The following is a 23,111-nucleotide window of genomic DNA, read 5'->3' on the forward strand; positions in this document are numbered from 1 at the left end:
TCGCGCCACTCAACTGACCCTTTCCGCCCGGTGCTTGACGGCTTTGAGCCGGACCTCCGCCGGGAGGGCGGCCAGGGCCGCCGAGTCCCGGGCGTGGGTCAGGGCCCGGGTCGTCAGGTGGTGCAGGGCCCTGGAGGGGTCCACGTGCGGCTCCAGGAGGAGCTGGACGCGGGCCTGCGGGGCCGTGCGGCGGCCGGTGAGGTGGGCGTGGGCGTGGGCGACGCCCTCCGCCTCCGCGGCCTCGCTCGCCAGGACGCCCTCCAGGGCCCGGCCCCGCAGCAGGGCCCCCTCGCTGTCGCCGGTGTCCACCAGGACCTCCCCCAGCCTGCGCCGGCGCAGCACCGCGGCCAGCCACCACAGGGCGAGCAGGACGAGGACGGCGAGGGCGCCGAGCACCGTCGGCCACCACCAGCCGTGCCCCTCCCAGCGGGTGCGCTCGGCGTCGCTCAGCAGCACGTCGTGGCGGCCGCCGTGGATCCACCAGGACGGCGGGTTCGCGCCCAGCCCGACGGCCAGGACGGAACCGCCCAGGGCCAGCAGGGCGAGGCCCACGACGCCGATCAGTACACGGTTGACGATCCTCAGCACCGCCCTCACCCCTTCCGCCCGAGGCTTCGTACATGGACATGCAGCGCGGGCGGACGCGAGAGCCCCAGACCGTTGATCGCGGCACCCAGCGCGGCCTCCAAGTCCTCCTGTACGTCGTCCAGTTCGCGGAAGTGGGAGACGGCGCGGACGTCGGCGCGCGAGCGGCCCACCCTGACCCGCGCCGACTGGACGCCGGCGATCTCCATGGCACGGTCGCGCAGCACCAGGGCCGCGGCCTCCCGGTGCAGTCCGGCGTGGACGTCGGGGTGGACGCGCCGCATCGGCAGGACGCCGCGCAGTCCGGGCGTGGCCGCCAGCAGGATCAGCCAGACGCCGGCAGCGGCGGCGACTCCGGCGCCGAGCAGGACCCAGGTGTCGTCGAGGGGGCGGTGCGCGAGCTGGTGGGCCAGTTCGCGGCGCCAGGCCATCGCGGGCCGGTGCGCCCGTACGGCGGCGACGTCGTACAGGAACAGGCCCGCGACGGCGAGGACCAGCAGCGCCACGACGGCCGCGGGGACGCGGCGCGCGGACCAGAAGCGGCCCTCGGGGCCGTGGTCGCCGACGACCGGGGGCGGTGGTGCCTCCGGTGCCCGTTCGATGACCGGCAGTCGTTGTGTGGTGCCCTCCGAGCCCTGGGGCTCGCTCATCGCGTCCTCCCCTGTGCCGCGCCGTGCGCCGGGGTCAGATGCAGCCGCTCCACGTGGACGGCGACCTCCGGCACCTCCATACCCACCAAAGCGCGTACCCGGGAAGCGACATGTCGACGCACATCCGCGCACCGGGCGCCGATGTCACAGGGGTAGTCGAGTTCGAGATGGAGACGGATGTGGGCGGTGCGGTGGTGGACGACGACCGTCGCGTAGGGGTGTGACGCCTCGTCCGACTGGTCGGCGAGCGCCTCGCGGGCCGCCTCGGCGGCGATCTTCGAGACGACCCGGTCGGCGATCCTGGTCGCGCCGCGCTCCCCCGGCGCGACGGCGGTCGGGCGTCTGCCCAGTTCACCGACGCCCTCGCTCACCCCCGTCACCGCCGGCGGTCGTCACGGGTGCGGAAGAAGTCGCCGAGTTCCAGGTCCCCCTCCAGGAACCGGCCCGCGACGAAGCCGATGGCGCCCAGGGCCGCCACCAGCAGAAAGGCCCCGAAGCCGCCGAAGTAGCCGGCGAAGCCCAGCGCCATCCCGGCGATCATGCCGACCACGGCCATGCTCATCGTGTGCTCCCCTCACGTCGTCCACAGGCCGGTCGGTCACTGGATCCGGGGCTCCGGTTCCTCGTCCTCCTCCTCCGGCAGCTTCACGTCGCTCACCGCGATGTTGACCTCGACCACCTCGAGGCCGGTCATCCGCTCCACGGCCGCGATGACGTTCTCGCGGACGGCGCGGGCGACGTCGGCGATCGAGACGCCGTAGTCCACGACGATCTCCAGGTCGAGCGCCGTCTGCACCTCGCCGACCTCGGCCTTCACGCCGCGGGTCACCGACTTCGAACCGCCGGGCACGCGGTCGCGCACGGCGCCGAAGGTGCGGCTGAGCCCACTGCCGAGGGCGTGGACGCCGACCACGTCCCGGGCGGCCAGCCCGGCGATCTTCTCCACGACCCCGTCGGCGATCGTCGTACGGCCGCGGGTGCCGGGGTCTCCTCCGCCGCGCCGTATCGCCTGCGCCCTGCGTGTCCCCGGGGTCTCGGGTAGGTCCTTCTCGCCCGTGGGGGTCCTCGTCCGGTTCTGCTCCGTCATGTCGGTCATCGCCGTACGTCCCTTCCGGTTCGTCGTCCTGTGACCACGGTAAGTGGGGTTGCCGCGAGGCGCGCCGGAGTTGCGGCAGGCTGGAGGAATGACCGCGGACGGATGGGCTCGGACGGTACGGCACCGGCTGGGGGTGGGCAGGCTCCTGCCGCTCGGGGAGCCGGGGGACGGCGCGTGGATCGCGGAGGAGGCGGCCGCGGCGGTACTGCGGCATGCGGCCGCCGGTCTGCCCGGGGTACGGCTGGACGTCCTCCGCATCGCCCTGACGGACCCGGAGGACGCGCACGCCCCCGTCGTGCCGCCCCCACCGAGCGCCCTGCCCCCGGGACCGCTGCGGATCACAGCGGACTTCGCGGCGACGACGGCCGAGCCGCTGCCGGCCACGGCGACCCTCCTCCGCACGACGCTCGCGACGGCGGCGACGCACCTGCTGGGGCTGACGGTGACGGAGGTGGACCTACGGGTGACGGAACTGCTGGACGCGGAGGAGGGGTTGGAGGAGGACGGCGCGGGGGCTGAGTCGGGGGCGGGGGCTTACCACCCGCCGCCCGCACAGCCAGGACCGGCGGAGCCGGAGACGGCCGACGAGCAGCGCGTGGCCGTCGCCGCCCTGGCCGTTCCGGGCGTGGACCGGCTGCTGGGAGGCTTCGGGCATCGGGCCGTGCGTCTGGAGGAGCGGGAGTCGGAGGGCGCGCTGCCGCGCCGCCATGTGCGCGTGGAGTTTGCGGTCCGCGCGGACCACCGCCCACTGGACGTGGCCCGAGAGGTCCGCACCGCCGTCTCCACAGCCCTACCGGACCACCCGACGGTGGCGACCCTGGTCACGGCGGTAGGCCACTGACCGAGGCCCTCACCCGAAGAACGGCCGCCGCGCGAACCCGCCCGGTCGATCCCACCGAACCGGCACCGGCCGTCACGCCGAACCGGCACCGGCCGTCGCACCGGACCGGCACAGGCGGTCGCGGCGAGCCGGCACGGGCGGTCGTGGTGAGCCGGCGCAGGATGTGCCGCCCACCCGTGGGTCACTCGCCGAGGCCCGCCAGGTCTCGCAGGCGGCGGGCCTGGGCGGCTCGTTCCGCTGCGCGCTGGTCGTCGTAGGTGCGGTCGTGGGCGCCGCGGAGCAGGGTCTTGGTCTCGATCACCGCGTCCCGGGGGGCGGCCAGGATCGCCGACGCCAGGTCGGAGACGGCCGCGTCGAGCTGGTCGGCGGGGACGGCGAGGTTGGCGAGGCCGGTGCTGACCGCCTCCTCGGCCTGGACGAAGCGGCCGGTGAGGCAGATCTCCAGCGCGCGGCCGTAGCCGACGAGGGCGACGAGCGGGTGCGTGCCGGTCAGGTCCGGAACCAGGCCCAGGCTGGTCTCGCGCATGGCGAACTGCACGTCGTCCGCGACGACGCGCAGGTCACAGGCGAGGGCGAGCTGGAAACCCGCTCCGATGGCATGCCCCTGTACGGCGGCGATGGACACGAGGTCACCGCGCCGCCACCAGGTGAAGCCGTCCTGGAACCCGGCGATGCTCGCGTCGAGTTCACCGTCGCTGCTGCGCGCGAGGTCGATGAACGTCGGCTCGCCCTCGATGCCCTCGGGCGTGAACATCTGCCGGTCGAGGCCGGCGGAGAAGGACTGCCCCTCGGCACGCAGAACCACGACGCGGACCGACCCCGGCAGCACCCGCCCGGCCTCGGCGAGCGCCCGCCACAGGGCGGGGCTCTGCGCATTGCGCTTGGCCGGATTGGTGAGCGTCACCGTGGCGATCGCGTCGTCGACGGTGAGCCGTACGCCGTCCTTGTCGAGTACGGGACCGAGGTCCTGGGCGGACGTGGCCATGGGGCGCCTCCGATGAGTGCGGTCAGCAGAGCAGTAGGAACTACAAGCTAAGTGACTGCACAGTAACCACCCGGCCAGTCATCCGACCGACCGGGTGGCCACCATCGAAGCCGATGGGCCGCCCGGGTCAGGACGAGGCGGCCTTCTTGCCCCGTGTCGCACCGCCACGCCCACGGAGCGTGACGCCCGACTCGCTGAGCATCCGGTGCACGAAGCCATACGAGCGGCCGGTTTCCTCGGCCAGTGCCCGAATGCTCGCACCGGAGTCGTACTTCTTCTTCAGGTCTGCCGCGAGCTTGTCGCGCGCGGCGCCGGTCACCCGGCTGCCCTTCTTCAGAGTCTCGGCCACCCGTGCCTCCTCATGGGAAGTGCGCTCTGGTCTCCTCATGATCACCCCTCCGGGCCGTCATGGCCACCCATTCGGCAAGGTCCGTGAGACAGGCTTTTGACGACAGGAGCGCGTCCCCACATGCGGAATACCGGGTTCCGCGTTGTCGTGTTCGTTCGGCCGAACGGGTTGATCCACGAAGTGCCAGGTCAGGACGTGACGCGGCCGAGCCCTTCAGGACAGAGGGCTCGGCCGGGAATATTGATGTAGGACACACCTCGGTACGAGGAGATCTCACACAGATGGTGGATCACCGATGGGCCGAATGATCCATACGGCGTTGATCACACGGTGATCACGTATTCGATCAAGCGAGCGCGACGAGGTCCGCATAGTCGGATCCCCACAGATCCTCGACGCCGTCGGGCAGCAGGATGATGCGCTCCGGCTGGAGTGCTTCCACGGCGCCCTCGTCGTGGGTGACCAGGACGACCGCGCCCTTGTAGGTGCGCAGGGCGCCCAGGATCTCCTCGCGGCTGGCGGGGTCGAGGTTGTTGGTGGGCTCGTCCAGGAGCAGCACGTTGGCGGAGGAGACCACCAGGGTCGCGAGGGCCAGGCGGGTCTTCTCGCCACCGGAGAGGACACCGGCCGGCTTGTCGACGTCGTCGCCGGAGAACAGGAACGAGCCGAGCACCTTGCGGACCTCGACGAGGTCCATGTCGGGGGCGGCCGAGCGCATGTTCTCCAGGACCGTGCGGTCGGCGTCCAGGGTCTCGTGCTCCTGGGCGTAGTAGCCGAGCTTGAGTCCGTGCCCGGGGACGACACCGCCCGTGTCGGGCTGCTCGACGCCCGCGAGGAGTCGGAGCAGGGTGGTCTTGCCGGCGCCGTTGAGGCCGAGGATGACGACCCTGGAGCCCTTGTCGATGGCCAGGTCGACGTCGGTGAAGATCTCCAGCGAGCCGTAGGACTTCGACAGGCCCTCGGCCATCAGCGGGGTCTTGCCGCACGGCGCGGGCTCGGGGAAGCGCAGCTTGGCGACCTTGTCCGACTGACGGACCGCCTCCAGGCCGGCGAGCAGCTTGTCGGCGCGGCGGGCCATGTTCTGCGCGGCGACGGTCTTGGTCGCCTTGGCCCGCATCTTGTCGGCCTGCGTGTGCAGCGCGGCGGCCTTCTTCTCGGCGTTGGCGCGCTCGCGCTTGCGCCGCTTCTCGTCGGCCTCGCGCTGCTGCTGGTAGAGCTTCCAGCCCATGTTGTAGACGTCGATCTGGGCGCGGTTGGCGTCCAGGTAGAACACCTTGTTGACGACCGTCTCGACCAGGTCGACGTCGTGGGAGATGACGATGAAGCCGCCGCGGTAGGTCTTGAGGTAGTCCCGCAGCCAGATGATCGAGTCGGCGTCGAGGTGGTTGGTCGGCTCGTCGAGCAGCAGGGTGTCCGCGTCGGAGAACAGGATGCGCGCCAGCTCGATACGGCGGCGCTGACCGCCGGAGAGCGTGTGCAGCGGCTGGCCGAGGACCCGGTCGGGCAGGTTGAGCGCGGCGGCGATGGTGGCGGCCTCGGCCTCGGCGGAGTACCCGCCCTTCGTCAGGAACTCCGTCTCCTGGCGCTCGTACTGCCTGAGGGCCTTCTCCCGCGTGGCGCCCTGGCCGTTGGCGATGCGCTGCTCGTTCTCGCGCATCTTGCGCAGCAGGACGTCCAGGCCGCGCGCGGAGAGGATGCGGTCGCGGGCGAGGACGTCGAGGTCGCCGGTGCGGGGGTCCTGCGGGAGGTAGCCGACCTCTCCGGAGCGGGTGATCTGGCCGGCGGCGGGGATGCCCTCGCCGGCGAGGCACTTGGTGAGGGTGGTCTTGCCGGCGCCGTTGCGTCCGACCAGGCCGATGCGGTCGCCCTTGGCGACGCGGAAGGTGGCGGACTCGATGAGGACTCGGGCGCCGGCGCGCAGCTCGATACCGGTGGCGGAGATCACGGACATGCTCCAGGGCGGACAGGGGGTTGACGGATGGGCGGCTGAGGACGTTCCCGCCGTCTAATGCGCGAGGAGAATGGCCATGGGCCAAGTCTAACGGGGCCGTGCAAGCGCATTTTCTACGTCCGGGTGTTCGTTACGGCACTTGTCAGTCTCCCCCGGTGTGCACCTGGAAGGCGGCGCGGCGCACGGCCTTGGCGAGGGCCGGGTCGGGGTGGGCGGCGGCGAGGGCGACCAGGACCTGGACGGTGCGCGGGTGGCCGACGGCGCGGACCTCGTCGAGCAGCATCGGCACCGTGGGCTGCACGGCGGACTCCAGGTGCCGTACCAGCATGGGGGCCTCGCCGTGGTCGGCGACGGCGGCCGCGGTGTCGACCCAGAGCCAGGTGGCCTCCTCGCGGGTGAGCACCTCGTGCGCGTCCTCGGGGTCGACGCCGTCGTGCTCGGCCAGCCACAGCAGGGCGTACGGGCGCAGGGTGGGCTCGTCGGCGACGGCGCGGACGTCGGGCTCGGCGGGGGCGCCGACCACGCGCAGCGCCTCGAAGGCGAGACCGCGCAGCAGGGCGTCGTCGCCGCGGGCGGCGGCGATGAGCTCGGTGACCGCGCTGCCGACGGGGCGGGCGGCGAGCCAGGCACGGTACTCGGCGCGGGCGGCGTTCGGGCGCAGCTGGGCGCAGCCGCGCAGCATCTCCTCGGCGCCGGCCTCGATGTTCCCGGCCGGGCTCTGCGCGGCGACGCAGATCTGCTCCAGCTTCACCCACACCGCCCAGTTGCCGAGCGGGGTGAGCGTCGCGTGTCCGTCCCCGTAGGTGAGGGCGCCGACGGAGGCGAGGGCGTGCAGGGCCCAGTCGAGGAGGGGGGCGAGCGGGGCGTCGGGCGCCTCGGGCTGCTCGACGGGCTCGGGCTGCGGACCATACGGGATCTCGCAGCGTTCGGTGCGCAGTTCGACGACCCGCTGCTCCAGCAGGTCCAGCAGCTGCTCCACCGGGACGGGCCCGGCGGACAGCTGGAGGAAGGAGAGCACCTGCGGCATCGCCGAGACGACCTCGGCGACGGCGGCGGGCTCGTGCTCCGAGGGTTCCGGGTGGGCCAGCGACCAGGCGTCGAACAGGGCGACCCAGCCGCGCAGTACGGCGCTGTCGTCCCGGTCCCAGGCGCGCAGCCGCCAGCCGGGGCGGGCGCTGTCGCCGTGCACCTCGACGAGGCCCGCGAGCCGCGCGGTGTCCCAGTCGGCGCGGACCTGAGCGACGGTCAGGCCGAGGTCCCGGGCCGCCCGTTCGGCGGTCGCGTCGGAGAGGGTGGCCTTGCCGTCGGCCCGCGCGCCCTCGCTGCCGGGGCCGAGGGCGGCGTCGGCCCAGTGGGCGACACGGGCCGCGTCGGCAAGACCTGAGCGCGCCATTCTGGCCAGCTCCGCGGGTGCCGGTGTGCCCTCCGGCGGGCGCGGCGCCGGGCGCCGTGGGCGCCGCTGGTTCACGGCTGTGGGGGCGGCGGCCAGGGGTCGCGGGCGGACGAGTCGAAGCCTGGAGTCGCGCGGGATACGGGACGTCACGGGTGCAGTCTTCCGGTTGACGGTCCGAAAACCCAAACGGAACGTCACCGGGGGCGACGGGCGTGGCCAAGGGACGGGGCCCATGGGGCGGTGAAGGGCCTGGAACAGGCCAGTGGTACGGCCTTAAACGGAATCGGGTCGACCGTTCGGCCCCGATTTCTCGCGACGGGTCACATCAGTGGGGTGAGGAAGCGGCGCAAGGCCTCTTCGTAGCCTTCCGGGTCGGCGTTCCACATCGCCGCGTGCGGGGCCCGGCGGACGGTGTGCAGGGCGACCAGGTTCGGGCGGCCCTCGGCGAGGCTGCGGGAGAACTGCCAGGGGGCCAGGGCGTCGTCCGGGCCGTGGATGACGAGGGTCGGCACGCTCGGTTCGGCGGCGGCCGCGGCGGAGCGGTCGCCCTCCATTCCGGTACGGCCCTGCGCGGCGCGCACCGCGAGCGGCAGCAGGGCGCCCGGGGTGCGGCGGGCGGCGGCGAGGGCGCGCAGGGTGGTCGCCCAGCTGAGCACCGGCGAGTCCAGGATCAGCCCGGAGACGCGGTCGCGCAGTCCCGAGTGGGCGGTGGCGCGCATCGCCATGGTGGCGCCGGTGGACCAGCCGAGCAGCACGACCCGTTGGGCGCCGTTGCCGACGGCGTGCCGGATGGCCGCGTCCAGGTCGCGCCACTCGGTCTCGCCGAGGTGGTTCAGGCCGTCCGGGGAGCGGGGGGCGCCGGGGTCGCCGCGGTAGGCGAGGGCGAGCACCGGGAAGCGCTGGCGGTGCAGGAACTCCATGACGTTCATGGTGAGTTCGCGGGTGGTGCCGAGGCCGTGCACGGCGATGACCCAGGTGCTGCGCGCCCCGGGCACGAACCAGGCGGGCAGGGTGCCGAGTTCGCCGGGGATGTGGACGTCGGTGTGGTCGAGGCCGAGGGTGTCGCGGGGGTTGCCGACGTACAGGTTGGGGGTGAGCCACACCTTGTCGCCGGGTTCGAGGGTGCCGTGCGTGACGCGTTCGAGACGGCGTACGACGGTGTCGGCGGAGTGGGTCGCGTGGTCGAGGACGGGACCGACGACCGCGTGGGTGCCGTCGCCGGCCAGGCCGTAGGTGCCGGGGCGCAGGGCGGCGAGGTCGCGGGTGAGGGCGATCTGGCCGGCCGCAGTCGCGTGCACGGTGAGCCGGGGTTCGGTGGGCAGCGGGCGGCCGGGCGGCGCCTTGAGCGCGGCGTCGCTGGCGAACCGGCCTGCGGCCACGGAGGCCGCACCTGCGGCCAGGGCTACGGTGACGGCGGCGGCCGTCGCTTTGACAGTGCGCACCCGTCCAGTGTCCTGGCCGTCCCGGTGCCCGGCCAGCGGAAGGGGGAAGCGGGGTGATGCCGTGCGTCGGCGGCGGTGTGGTGTGCTCACCCCACCCCGGTACCCCGTGACGTCACCTCTGCTGCCCGTACCCCCGCAGCTTTTCGCCCACCTCCTCCACCTGGGCGAGGGAGAGCAGGTTCGGCGACATGCCCGGCACCGAGGAGGCGGTGAGCCACAGGCGGCACATCCACTCCAGCTGGGCCGTGCGGTCGTAGGCCTGGGACAGGCTCGTGCCGTGGGCGACCGTGCCGTGGTTCTGCAGGAGGCAGGCGCTGCGGTCGGCGAGGGCGCGGAGCATGTTCTCTGCCAATTCGTCGGTGCCGTACGTCGCGTAAGGGGCGACTCGGACGGGGCCGCCCAGGGCCGCGGCCATGTAGTGGATCGTAGGGAGTTCGGGGACGAGGGTGGAGACCGCCGTCGCGTGGACGGCGTGGGTGTGGACGACCGCCCGCGCGCCGGTCGAACGGTATACGGCGAGATGCATCGGCAGCTCGCTGGTCGGGACCAGGGTGCCGAGGACCTGCCGGCCGTCGAGGTCGACGCCGGTGATGTCGTCCAGTGCGAGGCGGTCGTAGGGCACGCCCGAGGGCGTGACCAGCACGGTGTCGCCGACGCGCGCCGAGACGTTGCCCGAGGTGCCGACGACCAGGCCGTCGGCGACGGTGCGGCGGGCCGTCGCCACGAGCTCCTCCCAGGCCCGCGCCTCCTCGGGGAGTGCGCCCCTCCCCCGCTCTTCCGGTGCGTTCCGCCCGTCCCGCTGCTGTTCGCCCATGCCGCGATCATCGCAGGCGCGTGTCGGCCGATGCCCGAGTTCGCCCGGGACTACCGAGCGCGACACCCTGACGCCCACCCCAGTTCATCTTCCGTTCACCCAGGTTTCCTACGGTCAACCGACCGATGACTTCGAACGATTGCCTGGGTAAATGGAAAACTTCTCGCTGATCCTCGCGATTGTGGTGATCACCGCACTCGCGTTCGATTTCACGAACGGTTTCCACGACACCGCCAACGCGATGGCCACCACCATCTCGACCGGCGCACTCAAGCCCAAGGTCGCGGTGGCCATGTCCGCCGCGCTCAACCTTGTTGGCGCCTTCCTCTCCGTGGAGGTCGCGAACACGATCTCCAAGGGTCTCGTCGATGAGAACGGCATCCGTCCCGAGGTCATCTTCGCCGCCCTGGTCGGCGCGATCCTCTGGAACCTGGTGACCTGGCTGGTGGGCCTGCCCTCCAGTTCCTCGCACGCCCTGATGGGCGGTCTGATCGGCGCCACCGTCGCCTCGGCCGGCTTCGGCGCGGTCCACGGCGACGTGCTCGTCACCAAGGTGCTGCTGCCGGCGCTCGCCGCGCCGCTCGTCGCCGGGCTCGCCGCGATGCTCGCGACCCGCTTCTCCTACGCCCTCGACCGCAAGGCCGACGGCAAGGCGGCCGAGAAGGGCTACCGCGCCGGGCAGATCGCCTCGGCCGGCCTGGTCTCGCTGGCCCACGGCACCAACGACGCGCAGAAGACGATGGGCATCATCACCCTCGCCCTGGTCGCCGGCGGCGCCGTCGCCCCCGACTCCGACCCGCCCACCTGGGTCATCCTCTCCGCGGGTCTGGCCATCGCCCTCGGCACATACATCGGCGGCTGGCGCATCATCCGCACGATGGGCAAGGGCCTGACCGAGCTTCAGCCGCGGCAGGGCTTCGCCGCCCAGACCAGCGCGGCGACGGCCATCCTGGCCTCCTCGCACCTCGGTTTCTCCCTCTCCACCACGCACGTCGTCTCCGGTTCGGTGATGGGCGCGGGCCTCGGCCGCAAGGGCGGGGTGGTGCGCTGGTCCACCGCGACCCGGATGCTGGTCGCCTGGGTCCTGACACTGCCGGCCGCCGCCCTGGTCGGCGCGGGCGCGGAGTCCGTGACGGACCTCGGGGACTGGGGCACCGCCGTCGTCGCCGTCTTCCTCGTCGCCGCGAGCGCCGCGATCTGGAAGGTCTCGCGCCGCGATGTCGTCGACGCGTCGAACGTCAACGAGACCGAGGAGCCGGCCGGCGTCGTCACCACGGCGATCGCCGCCGTCACCCCTCCTCCGCCGGGCACGGTGACAGAGGGTCTGACGGCCACGATCCCCGCGCCGGTCACCACCACGGAACCGGCGGCCCCGCCGGCCGCCGTCTGAGCCCCGGCCACCCGGTAACGAAGGAATCAGCAGCATGAAGATCGACTGGTCGGCCCTGGGCTCCGTCTTCGGTGTCAGCCTCGCGGTCACCGTGGGCCTCGTGGCCCTGTTCACCCTCGGCGTCATGGGCCTGTCGCACCGCGAGCGGGCCACCGCGCAGGGCGGCTCGGCGGCCCTCGCGACGGCCGGAGCGTACGTGGCCTTCGCGGGGTGCGCGGCGGCGGTGGCGTACGGAATCAACCTGATCATGGCCAAGGGCTGAGCCCTGACCCCCTGTTGGTGCCGGGACGGTGATCCGTCCCGGCACCTCGCGTTTCCGTGACCACGGCGACCCCTCGCGTGTGGGCCTCAGCACACTCTCCCGCCGCAGGTCAACGGCAAGTTGACGGGTCTTCCAGGGGCGTGGTGGACTGCGGGAGCCATGTACGGCGGCAAGGGAGGAAGCCGGTGCGAGTCCGGCGCGGTCCCGCCACTGTCACCGGGGTAGGTAGCCCCGGGAGCCAGGAACTCCCACCGCCGGTCTCGTCGAACCAGGGCGCGGACACCCTGAGTGAGGACATACAGCCATGCTCGCCTGCCGTTTGAGGTACAGGACCGGGATCCTTCCGAAGGGCCCCGGGGCGCTGCCCGGCCGCACGGCCGGCTGAGCCGATGCGTGCCGGTCGCGTCTTCGCGTACGGCGCCGCCGCCGGCCTCCTCGGCGACCAGTTGCTCGGCGATCCGCGCCGGGGGCACCCGGTCGCCGCTTTCGGACGGGCCGCGGGTGCCGTGGAACGGGTGCTGTGGCGGGACCACCGCGGGTGGGGGACGCTGCACGCCGCCGTGTGCGTCGGGGGTGCCGTGGCGCTGGGCGCCGTGGCGGAGAAGACCGTACGTCCGTCCCGTACCGCTTCCGTGGCCCTGACCGCCGCCGCCACCTGGGCGGTTGTCGGCGGCAGCTCGCTCGCGCGCGAGGCGCGGGGCATCGGTCGGGCCCTGCGGGCGGGTGACGTCGAGGGTGCCCGGGAGCGGTTGCCGCATCTGTGCGGGCGGGATCCGCAGACGCTGGACGCGGACGGGATGGCCCGGGCCGTGGTGGAGTCGGTCGCCGAGAACACCTCGGACGCGGTGGTCGGGGCATTGGTGTGGGGGGCCGTCGGCGGGGTGCCCGGGCTGCTCGGGTTCCGGGCCGTCAACACGCTGGACGCCATGGTCGGTCACAGGTCGGCGCGGTACCGGCGGTACGGGTGGGCCTCCGCGCGGCTGGACGACGTGGCCGGCTGGCCGGGAGCCCGGCTGACCGCGGCACTGGCGACGGTCGCGGGCGGCGACCCGCGCGGAGCGGCACGGGCCTGGCGGGCGGACGCGGCGAAGCATCCGAGCCCCAACGCCGGTCCTGTGGAGGCCTCGTTCGCGGGAGCGCTCGGCGTGCGCCTGGGCGGGACCCTCTCCTACGGCGGACGGGTCGAGCACCGGCCCGTGCTCAACACGCGGGGCCGCGCCGTCGCCGTACCGGACATCGAGCGGGCCGTACGGCTCTCCCGGCGCGTCGGTCTGCTCGCGCTCGGCGTCACTGCCGCCGCGCGCCTGTTGGTGAAGGGACGTACGTCATGAGCGGGGGTCTCCTCGTCGCCGGCACCACCTCCGACGCCGGCAAGAGTGTCGTCACCGCCGGGATCTGCCGGTGGCTGGTGCGCCAAGGGGTCAAGGTGGCTCCCTTCAAGGCGCAGAACATGTCGCTCAACTCCTTCGTGACCCGCGAGGGCGCCGAGATCGGGCGGGCGCAGGCCATGCAGGCGCAGGCGTGCCGGATCGAGCCGACGGCGCAGATGAACCCGGTGCTGCTGAAGCCCGGGGGCGAACAGAGCAGCCAGGTCGTGCTCATGGGCAGGCCCGTGGGCGAGCTGAGCGCGCGGGGGTACCACGGCGGGCGGCAGCAGAAGCTGCTCGGGACCGTGCTGGAGTGTCTCGCCGAGTTGCGGGGCACGTATGACGCGGTGATCTGTGAGGGGGCCGGCAGTCCCGCGGAGATCAATCTGCGCCGGACCGACATCGTGAACATGGGGATCGCCCGCAACGCCGGACTTCCCGTCCTCGTGGTCGGTGACATCGACCGCGGGGGCGTGTTCGCCTCGTTCTTCGGGACGGTGGCGCTGCTGTCGGAGGAGGACCAGCGGCTCGTCGCCGGGTTCCTGGTGAACAAGTTCCGGGGTGACGTGTCGCTGCTCGAACCGGGCCTCGACATGCTGCACGGGCTCACCGGGCGGCGCACCTACGGTGTTCTGCCCTTCCGGCACGGACTCGGCATCGACGAGGAGGACGGGCTGCGGGTCTCCCTGCGCGGGACCGTACGGGAGTCGAACGTCGCCCCTCCCCTGGGTGAGGACGTGCTGCGGGTCGCCGTCTGCGCGATCCCGCTCATGTCGAACTTCACCGACGTGGACGCCCTGGCCGCCGAACCCGGGGTCGTGGTGCGGTTCGTGGACCGGCCGGAGGAGCTGGCCGACGCCGATCTCGTCGTGATCCCGGGGACGCGGGGCACGGTCCGCGCCCTGGAGTGGCTGCGGGAGCGCGGCCTCGCGGACGCGCTGCGGCGCAGGGCCGCCGAGCAGCGGCCCGTCCTCGGCGTCTGCGGCGGCTTCCAGATCCTGGGTGAGCGCATCGAGGACGAGGTCGAGTCGCGGGCAGGCACGGTGGACGGGCTCGGCGTGCTGCCCGTACGCGTCCGGTTCGCCCGGGAGAAGACGCTCACCCGGCCCGTGGGAGAGGCTCTCGGCGAGCGGGTCGAGGGGTACGAGATCCACCACGGCGTCGCCGAAGTGGACGGCGGGGAAAGGTTCATCTCCGATGACAAAGGACACATCCTGGACGGGTGCCGGGTCGGCCAGACCTGGGGCACCCACTGGCACGGTTCGCTGGAGTCGGACGGCTTCCGGCGGGCCTTTCTGCGCGAGGTGGCGGCCGCCTCGGGCCGCCGTTTCGTGCCGGCCGAGGACACCTCGTTCGCCGCGCTGCGCGAGGAGCAGCTCGACCGGCTCGGCGACCTGATCGAACAGCACGCGGACACGGACGCGCTGTGGCGGCTCATCGAGTCGGGCGCGCCGCAAGGACTGCCTTTCATTCCACCGGGAGCGCCCGTATGAGCACAGTGTTGTTGTTGTCGACCGCCGACACGGACCTGCTGGCGGCCCGGGCCGCCTCCGGTGCCGACTACCGGATCGGCAACCCGACGCGCGTCGACGTCGCCGAGGAGCTGCCCGCTCTTCTCGACGGCGCCGGCATCGCCGTCGTACGGCTGCTCGGCGGGAAACGGGCGTGGGAGGACGGGCTGGCCGCCCTGAAGGCGTCCGGTGTTCCGACCGTGCTGCTCGGCGGGGAGGCCGTGCCGGACGCGGAGTTGATGGCGGAGTCGTCCGTGCCGGCGGGTGTGGTGGCCGAGGCGCTGAAGTACCTCGTCGAGGGCGGGCCCGACAACCTCACCGAACTCGCCCGGTTCCTCTCGGACACCGTGCTGCTGACCGGCGAGGGGTTCGTCGAGCCACGCAAGATGCCGGAGTACGGCGTCCACGGCTCGTACGACAGGGTCGACGGCCGTCCCACCGTGGGCGTGCTCTTCTACCGGGCCCATGAACTGAGCGGCAACACCGCCTTCGTGGACACCCTGTGCCAGGCGATCGAGGCCCGGGGCGCCAACGCCCTTCCCGTGTACTGCGGTTCGCTGCGCGGCGCGGACGCGGGGCTGTACGAGATCCTCGCCGGGGCCGACTCACTGGTCGCCACCGTGCTGGCGGCCGGCGGCACGCACGCCTCGCAGGCCTCGGCGGGCGGCGACGAGGAGGCGTGGGACATCGGGGCCCTCGCGGACCTCGACGTACCCGTGCTGCAGGGGCTCTGCCTCACCTCCTCCCGGGAGGCCTGGGACGCCTCGGACGCCGCGCTCTCCCCCATGGACGCGGCCATGCAGGTCGCGATCCCGGAGTTCGACGGCCGTCTGATCACCGTGCCGTTCTCCTTCAAGGAGCAGGGGCCCGACGACGTGCCGGTCTACGTCGCCGACCCCGAGCGGGCCGCGCGCGTGGCCGGGATCGCCGTGCGGCACGCGCGGCTCAAGCACAAGCCGAACGCCGAGAAGAAGCTGGCGCTCGTGTTCACCGCCTACCCGACGAAGCACTCGCGCGTCGGCAACGCGGTGGGGCTCGACACGCCCGCGTCGGCCGTGCGGGTGCTGGACGCGCTGCGGGAGGCCGGGTACGCGCTCACCGAATACCCCGACAACGGGGACGAGTTGATCCACCGGCTCATCGAGGCCGGCGGTCACGACGTGGAGTGGCTGACCGAGGAGCAGCTGGCCGCCGCGCCCGCGCGGGTGCCGCTCGCGGACTACCGGGCGTGGTTCGAGAAGCTCGATCCGCAGCTGCGGGAGGGGATGCTGCAGGCGTGGGGCGAGCCGCCGGGCTCGCTGTACGTCGACGGGGACGACATCGTGCTGGCGTCCCTGCGGTTCGGGAACGTCGTCGTGATGATCCAGCCCCCGCGCGGCTTCGGGGAGAACCCGATCGCGATCTACCACGACCCCGACATGCCGCCGTCGCACCACTACATGGCGGCCTACCGGTGGCTGGAGAACAGTTTTGGCGCGGACGCGATCGTGCACATGGGCAAGCACGGCACGATGGAGTGGCTGCCGGGCAAGGGCCTGGGGCTCAGCGGCGGTTGCGCCCCGGACGCCGTACTCGGTGAACTCCCCCTGGTCTACCCGTTCATCGTCAACGACCCCGGCGAGGGCACCCAGGCCAAGCGGCGCGGCCACGCCACGGTCGTCGACCACCTGGTACCGCCGATGGCCCGCGCCGACACCTACGGCGACCTGGCGAAACTGGAGCAGCTGCTCGACGAGTACGCGCTCGTCTCCGACCTGGACCCGACCAAGGCACCGGCGGTGCGCGCGCAGATCTGGACGCTGGTCAAGGCGGCCGAGCTCCACCACGACCTGCACGTCGACGAGCAGCCGGACGACGAGGCGTTCGACGAGTTCGTCATGCACATCGACGGCTATCTGTGTGAGATCAAGGACGTGCAGATCAGGGACGGTCTGCACATCCTGGGCGGCGGACCGGTAGGTGAGCCGCGCGTGAACCTCGTGCTCGCCGTGCTGCGCGCCTCCCAGGTGTGGGGCGGTCAGGCCGACGCGCTGCCGGGACTGCGGGCCGCGCTGGCGGCTCATTTCGGGCTGGTCGAGAAGGAGCTGCTGGCCGAGCCCGGGGCGCCGGTGAAGGTGCCGGTGGAGCTGACCGATCTGGTCGAGGGACCCTCCCGCACGGCCGCCGACGCCGTGGACCTGCTGGAGCAGCTGTGCCGGCGGGTCGCGGAGGGCATGGAGGCGCGGGACTGGGACGCGGGCGCCGTCCCCGCACTCGTCCGTGACGTCCTCGGCACCGAACTCCCCGACGCGGTCGCGGTGTTGGAGTTCGCCTGCACCGAGGTGGTGCCGCGGCTCGCGAGGACCACCGACGAGATCGGGCACATCCTCAAGGCGCTGGACGGCGGTTACGTCCCCGCCGGCCCGTCCGGCTCCCCCACCCGCGGTCTGGTCAACGTCCTGCCGACCGGCCGCAACTTCTACTCGGTCGATCCCAAGGCGATTCCGTCCAGGCTGAGTTGGGAGGTCGGCCAGTCGCTCGCCGACTCCCTCGTGCAGCGCTATCTGCAGGACACCGGCGAGTACCCGAAGTCGGTGGGCCTGACGGTGTGGGGCACCTCGGCCATGCGGACCCAGGGCGACGACATCGCGGAGATCCTGGCGCTGCTGGGCTGCCGGCCGGTGTGGGACGACGCCTCGCGCCGGGTGACGGGGTTCGAGGTGATCCCCCTGGCGGAGCTGGGCCGGCCCCGCATCGACGTCACGGTCCGCATCTCCGGCTTTTTCCGGGACGCGTTCCCGCATGTGGTCGGGCTGATCGACGACGCGGTCCGCAAGGTGGCGGAGCTGGACGAGCCCGCCGACGGGAACTTCGTGAGGGCCCACGCCGACGCCGACACGGCCGAGCACGGTGACCGGCGCCGGGCCACCGCCCGCATCTTCGGCTCCAAGCCGGGCGCGTACGGTGCCGGGCTGCTGCCGCTGATCGACGCCCGCAACTGGCGCTCGGACGCCGACCTCGCCGAGGTGTACGCGGTGTGGGGCGGTTACGCCTACGGCCGCGGACTCGACGGGCGGGCCGCGCGCGGGGACATGGAGACGGCGTTCAAGCGGATCGCCGTCGCCGCCAAGAACGTCGACACCCGCGAGCACGACCTCGTCGACGCCGACGACTACTTCCAGTACCACGGCGGCATGGTCGCCATGGTCCGCCACCTCACCGGCGCCTCCCCGGAGGCGTACGTCGGCGACTCCGCCACCCCGGACCAGGTGAAGACCCGCACGCTCGGCGAGGAGACCCACCGCGTCTTCCGCGCCCGTGTGGTCAACCCCCGCTGGATGGCCGCCATGCGGCGCCACGGCTACAAGGGCGCCTTCGAGATGGCGGCGACCGTGGACTACCTCTTCGGCTACGACGCCACGGCCGGCGTCGTCGACGACTGGATGTACGAGAAGCTCAGCGCCGAGTACGTCTTCGCCCCGGAGAACCGGGAGTTCATGAAGAAGTCCAACCCGTGGGCGCTGCGCGGCATCACCGAGCGGCTCCTCGAAGCCGCCGAACGCGGGCTGTGGGCCGAGCCGGACGCGGAGACGCTGGAGCGGCTGCGCGCCACGTACCTGGAACTCGAAGGCGACCTGGAGGGCGACCAGTGACCACCCCCTTCCCCTTTACGGCGGTCGTCGGCCAGGACGACCTGCGCCTCGCACTGCTGCTGAACGCCGTCTCCCCGGCGGTCGGCGGGGTGCTGGTGCGCGGCGAGAAGGGCACCGCCAAGTCCACGGCGGTCAGGGCCCTTTCGGCGCTCATGCCGCAGCTGAACGTGGTCGCGGGCTGCCGTTTCTCCTGCGACCCCGACTCCCCCGACCCGGCCTGCCCGGACGGCCCGCACGAGCCGGGGGCGTTCGAGACCCGCCCGGCGCGGATGGTCGAGCTGCCGGTGGGTGCCTCGGAGGACCGGCTGGTGGGCGCCCTGGACATCGAGCGGGCACTGGCGGAGGGCGTGAAGGCCTTCGAGCCGGGCCTGCTCGCCGACGCCCACCGCGGGATCCTGTACGTCGACGAGGTCAACCTCCTCCACGACCACCTGGTCGACCTGCTGCTGGACGCGGCCGCGATGGGCGCCTCCTACGTCGAGCGCGAGGGCGTGTCGGTGCGCCACGCGGCGCGTTTCCTGCTCGTCGGCACCATGAACCCCGAAGAGGGCGAGCTGCGCCCGCAGTTGCTCGACCGGTTCGGCCTGACGGTGGAGGTGGCCGCCTCGCGCGAGCCCGACCAGCGGGTGGAGGTCGTCCGGCGCAGGCTGGCCTACGACGACGATCCGCCCGGTTTCGCGGCCCGTTGGGCGGACGAGGAGACGGCCGTACGGCAACGGATCGTCGCCGCCCGGGAGTTGTTGCCGTCGGTGCGGCTGGGCGACGGGGCGCTGCGGCAGATCGCGGCGACCTGTGCCGCCTTCGAGGTGGACGGCATGCGGGCCGACATCGTAATGGCCCGTACCGCGACCGCGCTGGCCGCCTGGGCGGGCCGGACCGACGTGCTCGCCGAGGACGTACGGCAGGCGGCCCTGCTCGCGCTGCCGCACCGGCGCCGACGCAACCCCTTCGACGCGCCCGGCCTCGACGAGGACAAGCTCGACGAGACGCTGGAGCAGTACGCCGAGGACGACGACCCGGAACCCGACGGCGACGGACCCGGCGGGGGCGGCGGGCAGCCGACGCCGGACGAGGGTCCGCAGGGCGACGGGGACACCGGCGCGCGGCCCGAGGCCGGGGAGGACGGCGAACCGCAGGCCTCCGGCGCCGGCGAGCAGTCCGCCGTACGGGCCGCCGAGCCCTTCCGGACCAAGGTGCTCAGCGTGCCCGGGATCGGTGCGGGCGCGGCGGGCCGGCGTTCGCGGGCGCGGACCGAGCACGGGCGGACGACCGGGGCCAGGCGGGCCCGGGGGGCGCTCACCAAGCTGCACCTGGCGGCGACCGTGCAGGCCGCGGCGCCGCATCAGCGGGCGCGGGGACGGTCCGGGCCGGGGCTGGTCGTGCGGCGGGACGATCTGCGGCAGGCCACGCGGGAGGGGCGCGAGGGCAACCTCGTGCTGTTCGTGGTCGACGCCTCCGGGTCGATGGCGGCGCGGCAGCGGATGAGCGCCGTGAAGGGCGCCGTCCTGTCGCTGCTGCTGGACGCCTATCAACGGCGGGACAAGGTGGGGCTGGTGACCTTCCGGGGCGCGGCGGCCGAGGTGGCGCTGCCGCCGACGTCGTCCGTCGACGCGGCCGCGGCCCGGCTGGAGTCGCTGCCGACGGGTGGACGGACGCCGCTCGCCGCGGGGCTGCTCAAGGCGCATGACGTGCTGCGGGTGGAGCGGCTGCGGGATCCCGCGCGGCGGCCGCTCGTGGTCGTGGTGACGGACGGACGGGCCACCGGCGGTCCCGAACCCGTGGCCCTCGCCGGACGTGCGGCTCGATTGTTCGCGGCCGAGTCGGTCGCCTCGGTGGTCGTCGACTGCGAGTCGGGGCCCGTGCGGCTGGGGCTGGCGGGGCAGCTCGCCGGTGAGCTGGGCGGTACGGCGGTGACGCTCGACGAGTTGCGGGCGGACTCCATCGCCGGGCTGGTGAAGGACGTACAGAGGAGGGCCGCGTAATGCCGCAGGGGCAGCCGAGTGTCGTACCGGACGACGGACTGACGACCCGTCAGCGCCGTAACCGTCCTCTGGTGGTCGTGCACACCGGGATCGGGAAGGGCAAGTCCACGGCCGCGTTCGGGCTCGCGCTGCGGGCCTGGAACCAGGGGTGGCCGATCGGGGTGTTCCAGTTCGTCAAGTCCGCCAAGTGGAAGGTCGGCGAGGAGAACGCGCTGCGGGTGCTGGGCGCCTCCGGCGAGGGCGGGAGCGTCGACTGGCACAAGATGGGCGAGGGCTGGTCGTGGGTGCAGCGCGACGAGCAGCTGGACAACGAGGAGAAGGCCCGGGAGGGCTGGGAGCAGGTCAAGCGGGACCTGGCCGCCGAGACCTACAAGCTGTACGTCCTCGACGAGTTCGCCTACCCGATGCACTGGGGGTGGGTGGACACCGACGAGGTCGTCTCCGTGCTGCGTGACCGGCCCGGGACCCAGCATGTCGTGATCACCGGACGCAACGCGCCCGAGAAGCTCGTCGAGTTCGCGGACCTGGTGACCGACATGTCCAAGGTGAAGCATCCGATGGACGTCGGACAGAAGGGGCAGAGGGGCATCGAGTGGTGACCTCGTCCGTGCCACGGCTGGTCGTCGCCGCGCCGTCCTCCGGCAGCGGCAAGACCACCGTCGCCACGGGGCTGATGGCCGCGTTCACCGCGCGGGGGCTCGCCGTGTCCCCGCACAAGGTCGGACCGGACTACATCGACCCCGGGTACCACGCGCTCGCCACCGGGCGGGTGGGGCGGAACCTCGACGCGTACCTGTGCGGGCCGGAGTTGATCGGCCCGCTGTTCGCGCACGGCGCACGCGGGTGCGAACTCGCCGTCGTCGAGGGCGTGATGGGGATGTACGACGGGGCCGCCGGGGAGGGCGAACTGGCGTCCACGGCCCAGGTCGCCAAGCTGCTGCGGGCGCCCGTGGTACTGGTCGTGGACGCGTCCTCGCAGTCGCGGTCGGTGGCGGCCCTGGTGCACGGCTTCGCCTCGTGGGATCCGCAGGTGCGGATCGGGGGCGTGATCCTGAACAAGGTGGCGTCCGACCGGCACGAAGCGCTGCTGCGGGAGGCGTTGGAGTCCGCCGGGGTGCCGGTGCTGGGGGTGTTGCGGCGGGCTCCGCAGGTGGACACGCCGTCCCGGCATCTGGGATTGGTGCCGGTCGCCGAGCGGGTGGCTGCCGCGGTGGAGGCGGTGGGGGCGATGCGGGAGCAGGTCGAGCGAGGGTGTGAGCTGGAGGCACTGTTTGCACTGGCACGCAGTGCGGGCGCGTTGTCGTGTGCGGCGTGGGATCCGGGTGAGGCCTTGGTTTCCTCGCCCCCGCCGCCCCTACCCGTCCCGTCTCCAGGGGCTGCCGCCCCTTCGGCCCCGCCCAGGGGGCTCCGCCCCCTGGACCCCCGGTCGGCCCTGAACGGGCCTCGTCCTCAAACGCCGGACGGGCTGGAGGGTGCGGACCGGCGTCGAGACGTGCCCGAACGGCCCGTGGTTGCCGTTGCCGGTGGGGCCGCGTTCACCTTTTCGTATGCCGAGCACAGTGAACTGCTTGGTGCGGCCGGTGCCGAGGTCGTCATCTTTGATCCGCTCCGGGATGAAGAACTTCCGGATGGGACGAAAGGGTTGGTGATCGGCGGCGGGTTTCCCGAGGTGTACGCCGCCGAGCTGTCCGCCAACGAGCCGTTGCGCAAGGCCGTCGCGACGCTCGCCGAGAGCGGTGCACCCGTCGCCGCCGAGTGCGCCGGGCTGCTGTATCTGTGCCGTGAGCTGGACGGTCGGCCGATGTGCGGGGTGATCGACGCCGACGCCCGCATGTCCGAGCGGCTGACGCTCGGATACCGGGACGCCGTCGCGGTCGGCGACAGCGTGCTCGCGCCCGCCGGGACACGGATGCGGGGGCACGAGTTCCATCGGACCGTCGTCGAGCCCGGGGCGGGGGCGGCTCCCGCCTGGGGCGTGCGCGGCTCCGACAGGCGGGTCGAAGGCTTCGTACAGCAAGGTGTGCACGCGAGTTATCTGCACACCCACTGGGCGTCCGAGCCCGGTGTCGCCCGTCGGTTCGTGGAGAGGTGCCGGACGTCATGAGCAACAGCAGGCTGATCGGGGTCGGAGTCGGACCCGGCGATCCGGAACTCGTCACCGTCAAGGGCGTCAACGCGCTGCGCGCCGCCGATGTCGTCGTCGTGCCCGTGATGGCGGCACCCGACGGGAAGGACGGCGGCGAGCCGGGCCGTGCCGAGGCGACCGTGCTGCACTACGTGCCCGCGGAGAAGGTCGTCCGGGTCGTGTTCGCGCTGAACGAGCGCAGTGACCGGCAGCGTCGCGAGACCGCCTGGGACGCGGCCGGGACGCGGGTCGCCGCCCTGCTCAGCGCGCACTCCGTCGTCGCCTTCGCCACCATCGGCGACCCGAACGTGTACTCGACGTTCACCTATCTCGCGCAGACCATCGCCGAGCTCGTCCCGGGGACCGTCGTCGAGACCGTGCCCGGCATCACCGCCATGCAGGACCTCGCGGCGCGCTCCGGGGCCGTGCTGACCGAGGGCACCGAGCCGCTCACCCTCGTCCCCGTCACCGCCGGGTCCGCCGTGCTCAAGGACGCGCTGAACGGGCCCGGGACGGTCGTGGCCTACAAGTTCGGGCGGCAGGCGGGCGAGGTCGCCGAGGCCCTGCGGGAGACCGGGCGGCTCGGCGACGCGGTGTGGGGGTCGGCGCTCGGGCTGGAGAGCGAGTCCATCCGGCCGGCCGCCGAGCTCGACGGGGCCCCGCTGCCGTACCTCTCCACGCTCATCGCGCCCCCGCGGCGCGGCGGCGGGCGGGGCGGCAAGTTGTGACAGTCCCC

The 23,111-nt window shown here is 72.9% G+C and carries 21 protein-coding genes and 1 riboswitch; of the genes, 10 read left to right on the forward strand and 11 right to left on the reverse strand.

Annotation, left to right across the window (positions count from 1 at the left end; genetic code table 11):
• Positions 1–9: 9 nt before the first annotated feature.
• The 5 genes from amaP to ACWCQ1_RS05190 are packed head-to-tail and all read right to left on the reverse strand — an operon-like array spanning position 10 to position 2,331.
• Positions 10–597, reverse strand: a complete 588-nt coding sequence (gene amaP / locus ACWCQ1_RS05170; RefSeq protein WP_451025891.1) for an alkaline shock response membrane anchor protein AmaP — start codon at positions 595–597, stop codon at positions 10–12.
• The gene (locus tag ACWCQ1_RS05175; protein WP_133048228.1) at positions 594–1,235 is read right to left on the reverse strand and encodes a DUF6286 domain-containing protein; all 642 of its coding nucleotides are present in this window, start codon (positions 1,233–1,235) and stop codon (positions 594–596) included. Before ACWCQ1_RS05175 ends, amaP begins: the two co-directional genes overlap by 4 nt.
• Positions 1,232–1,615, reverse strand: coding sequence for a hypothetical protein (locus ACWCQ1_RS05180; RefSeq protein WP_451025892.1), 384 nt, complete (start codon positions 1,613–1,615; stop codon positions 1,232–1,234). Before ACWCQ1_RS05180 ends, ACWCQ1_RS05175 begins: the two co-directional genes overlap by 4 nt.
• Positions 1,612–1,797 carry a hypothetical protein gene (locus ACWCQ1_RS05185; RefSeq protein WP_133048226.1) on the reverse strand — a complete coding sequence of 62 codons (186 nt, stop codon included), beginning with the start codon at positions 1,795–1,797 and terminating at the stop codon, positions 1,612–1,614. Before ACWCQ1_RS05185 ends, ACWCQ1_RS05180 begins: the two co-directional genes overlap by 4 nt.
• A 36-nt stretch (positions 1,798–1,833) precedes the next feature.
• Positions 1,834–2,331 (reverse strand): Asp23/Gls24 family envelope stress response protein, encoded by a 498-nt coding sequence (locus ACWCQ1_RS05190; RefSeq protein WP_358594595.1) that lies wholly within the window; start codon positions 2,329–2,331, stop codon positions 1,834–1,836.
• Positions 2,332–2,419: 88 nt separating this feature from the next.
• On the opposite strand from ACWCQ1_RS05190, the gene ACWCQ1_RS05195 reads away from it, so the two are divergent.
• The gene (locus ACWCQ1_RS05195; protein WP_358594598.1) at positions 2,420–3,172 is read left to right on the forward strand and encodes a nucleopolyhedrovirus P10 family protein; all 753 of its coding nucleotides are present in this window, start codon (positions 2,420–2,422) and stop codon (positions 3,170–3,172) included.
• A gap of 181 nt (positions 3,173–3,353) precedes the next feature.
• Here ACWCQ1_RS05195 and ACWCQ1_RS05200 read toward each other — a convergent pair whose 3' ends face one another.
• The 6 genes from ACWCQ1_RS05200 to ACWCQ1_RS05225 all read right to left on the reverse strand — a co-directional run bounded on the left by ACWCQ1_RS05200 (position 3,354) and on the right by ACWCQ1_RS05225 (position 10,106).
• Positions 3,354–4,157: an enoyl-CoA hydratase/isomerase family protein gene (locus ACWCQ1_RS05200; RefSeq protein ID WP_133048223.1), complete on the reverse strand. Its 804-nt coding sequence runs from the start codon at positions 4,155–4,157 to the stop codon at positions 3,354–3,356.
• Positions 4,158–4,284: 127 nt separating this feature from the next.
• Positions 4,285–4,506: a helix-turn-helix domain-containing protein gene (locus ACWCQ1_RS05205; protein ID WP_004002281.1), complete on the reverse strand. Its 222-nt coding sequence runs from the start codon at positions 4,504–4,506 to the stop codon at positions 4,285–4,287.
• Positions 4,507–4,852: 346 nt separating this feature from the next.
• On the reverse strand, positions 4,853–6,451 hold the full coding sequence (gene abc-f / locus ACWCQ1_RS05210) for a ribosomal protection-like ABC-F family protein (protein WP_358595310.1): 1,599 nt from the start codon (positions 6,449–6,451) through the stop codon (positions 4,853–4,855).
• A gap of 148 nt (positions 6,452–6,599) precedes the next feature.
• Positions 6,600–8,000 (reverse strand): hypothetical protein, encoded by a 1,401-nt coding sequence (locus ACWCQ1_RS05215; RefSeq protein WP_358594607.1) that lies wholly within the window; start codon positions 7,998–8,000, stop codon positions 6,600–6,602.
• Between the two features lie 170 nt (positions 8,001–8,170).
• A complete protein-coding gene (locus tag ACWCQ1_RS05220) occupies positions 8,171–9,292 on the reverse strand; it encodes an alpha/beta hydrolase (RefSeq protein WP_133048222.1) in 1,122 nt (373 codons plus the stop codon).
• 112 nt (positions 9,293–9,404) lie between these two features.
• Positions 9,405–10,106, reverse strand: a complete 702-nt coding sequence (locus ACWCQ1_RS05225) for a class II aldolase/adducin family protein (RefSeq protein WP_451025893.1) — start codon at positions 10,104–10,106, stop codon at positions 9,405–9,407.
• A 151-nt stretch (positions 10,107–10,257) separates the two neighbouring features.
• Here ACWCQ1_RS05225 and ACWCQ1_RS05230 point away from each other — a divergent pair, with 151 nt between their 5' ends.
• The 9 genes from ACWCQ1_RS05230 (at position 10,258) to cobI (ending at position 23,103) form a co-directional block, all read left to right on the forward strand.
• On the forward strand, positions 10,258–11,496 hold the full coding sequence (locus tag ACWCQ1_RS05230) for an anion permease (protein WP_451025894.1): 1,239 nt from the start codon (positions 10,258–10,260) through the stop codon (positions 11,494–11,496).
• A 34-nt stretch (positions 11,497–11,530) separates the two neighbouring features.
• Positions 11,531–11,758, forward strand: a complete 228-nt coding sequence (locus ACWCQ1_RS05235; RefSeq protein ID WP_133048219.1) for a hypothetical protein — start codon at positions 11,531–11,533, stop codon at positions 11,756–11,758.
• Between the two features lie 127 nt (positions 11,759–11,885).
• Positions 11,886–12,025, forward strand: a riboswitch (cobalamin riboswitch).
• Between the two features lie 122 nt (positions 12,026–12,147).
• Positions 12,148–13,089 (forward strand): cobalamin biosynthesis protein, encoded by a 942-nt coding sequence (locus ACWCQ1_RS05240; RefSeq protein WP_451025895.1) that lies wholly within the window; start codon positions 12,148–12,150, stop codon positions 13,087–13,089.
• A complete protein-coding gene (locus tag ACWCQ1_RS05245; RefSeq protein ID WP_451025896.1) occupies positions 13,086–14,618 on the forward strand; it encodes a cobyric acid synthase in 1,533 nt (510 codons plus the stop codon). Before ACWCQ1_RS05240 ends, ACWCQ1_RS05245 begins: the two co-directional genes overlap by 4 nt.
• The gene (cobN, locus tag ACWCQ1_RS05250; protein WP_451025897.1) at positions 14,615–18,268 is read left to right on the forward strand and encodes a cobaltochelatase subunit CobN; all 3,654 of its coding nucleotides are present in this window, start codon (positions 14,615–14,617) and stop codon (positions 18,266–18,268) included. Before ACWCQ1_RS05245 ends, cobN begins: the two co-directional genes overlap by 4 nt.
• A complete protein-coding gene (locus tag ACWCQ1_RS05255; RefSeq protein WP_451025898.1) occupies positions 18,265–20,250 on the forward strand; it encodes a putative cobaltochelatase in 1,986 nt (661 codons plus the stop codon). Before cobN ends, ACWCQ1_RS05255 begins: the two co-directional genes overlap by 4 nt.
• Positions 20,250–20,849 (forward strand): cob(I)yrinic acid a,c-diamide adenosyltransferase, encoded by a 600-nt coding sequence (gene cobO / locus ACWCQ1_RS05260; protein ID WP_358594625.1) that lies wholly within the window; start codon positions 20,250–20,252, stop codon positions 20,847–20,849. Before ACWCQ1_RS05255 ends, cobO begins: the two co-directional genes overlap by 1 nt.
• Positions 20,846–22,354, forward strand: coding sequence for a cobyrinate a,c-diamide synthase (locus ACWCQ1_RS05265; protein WP_451025899.1), 1,509 nt, complete (start codon positions 20,846–20,848; stop codon positions 22,352–22,354). The genes cobO and ACWCQ1_RS05265 overlap by 4 nt, the downstream gene beginning before the upstream one ends.
• A complete protein-coding gene (cobI, locus tag ACWCQ1_RS05270) occupies positions 22,351–23,103 on the forward strand; it encodes a precorrin-2 C(20)-methyltransferase (RefSeq protein ID WP_451025900.1) in 753 nt (250 codons plus the stop codon). Before ACWCQ1_RS05265 ends, cobI begins: the two co-directional genes overlap by 4 nt.
• Positions 23,104–23,111 lie beyond the last annotated feature (8 nt).

It is taken from the genome of Streptomyces sp. NPDC002144 (genome assembly GCF_053593695.1).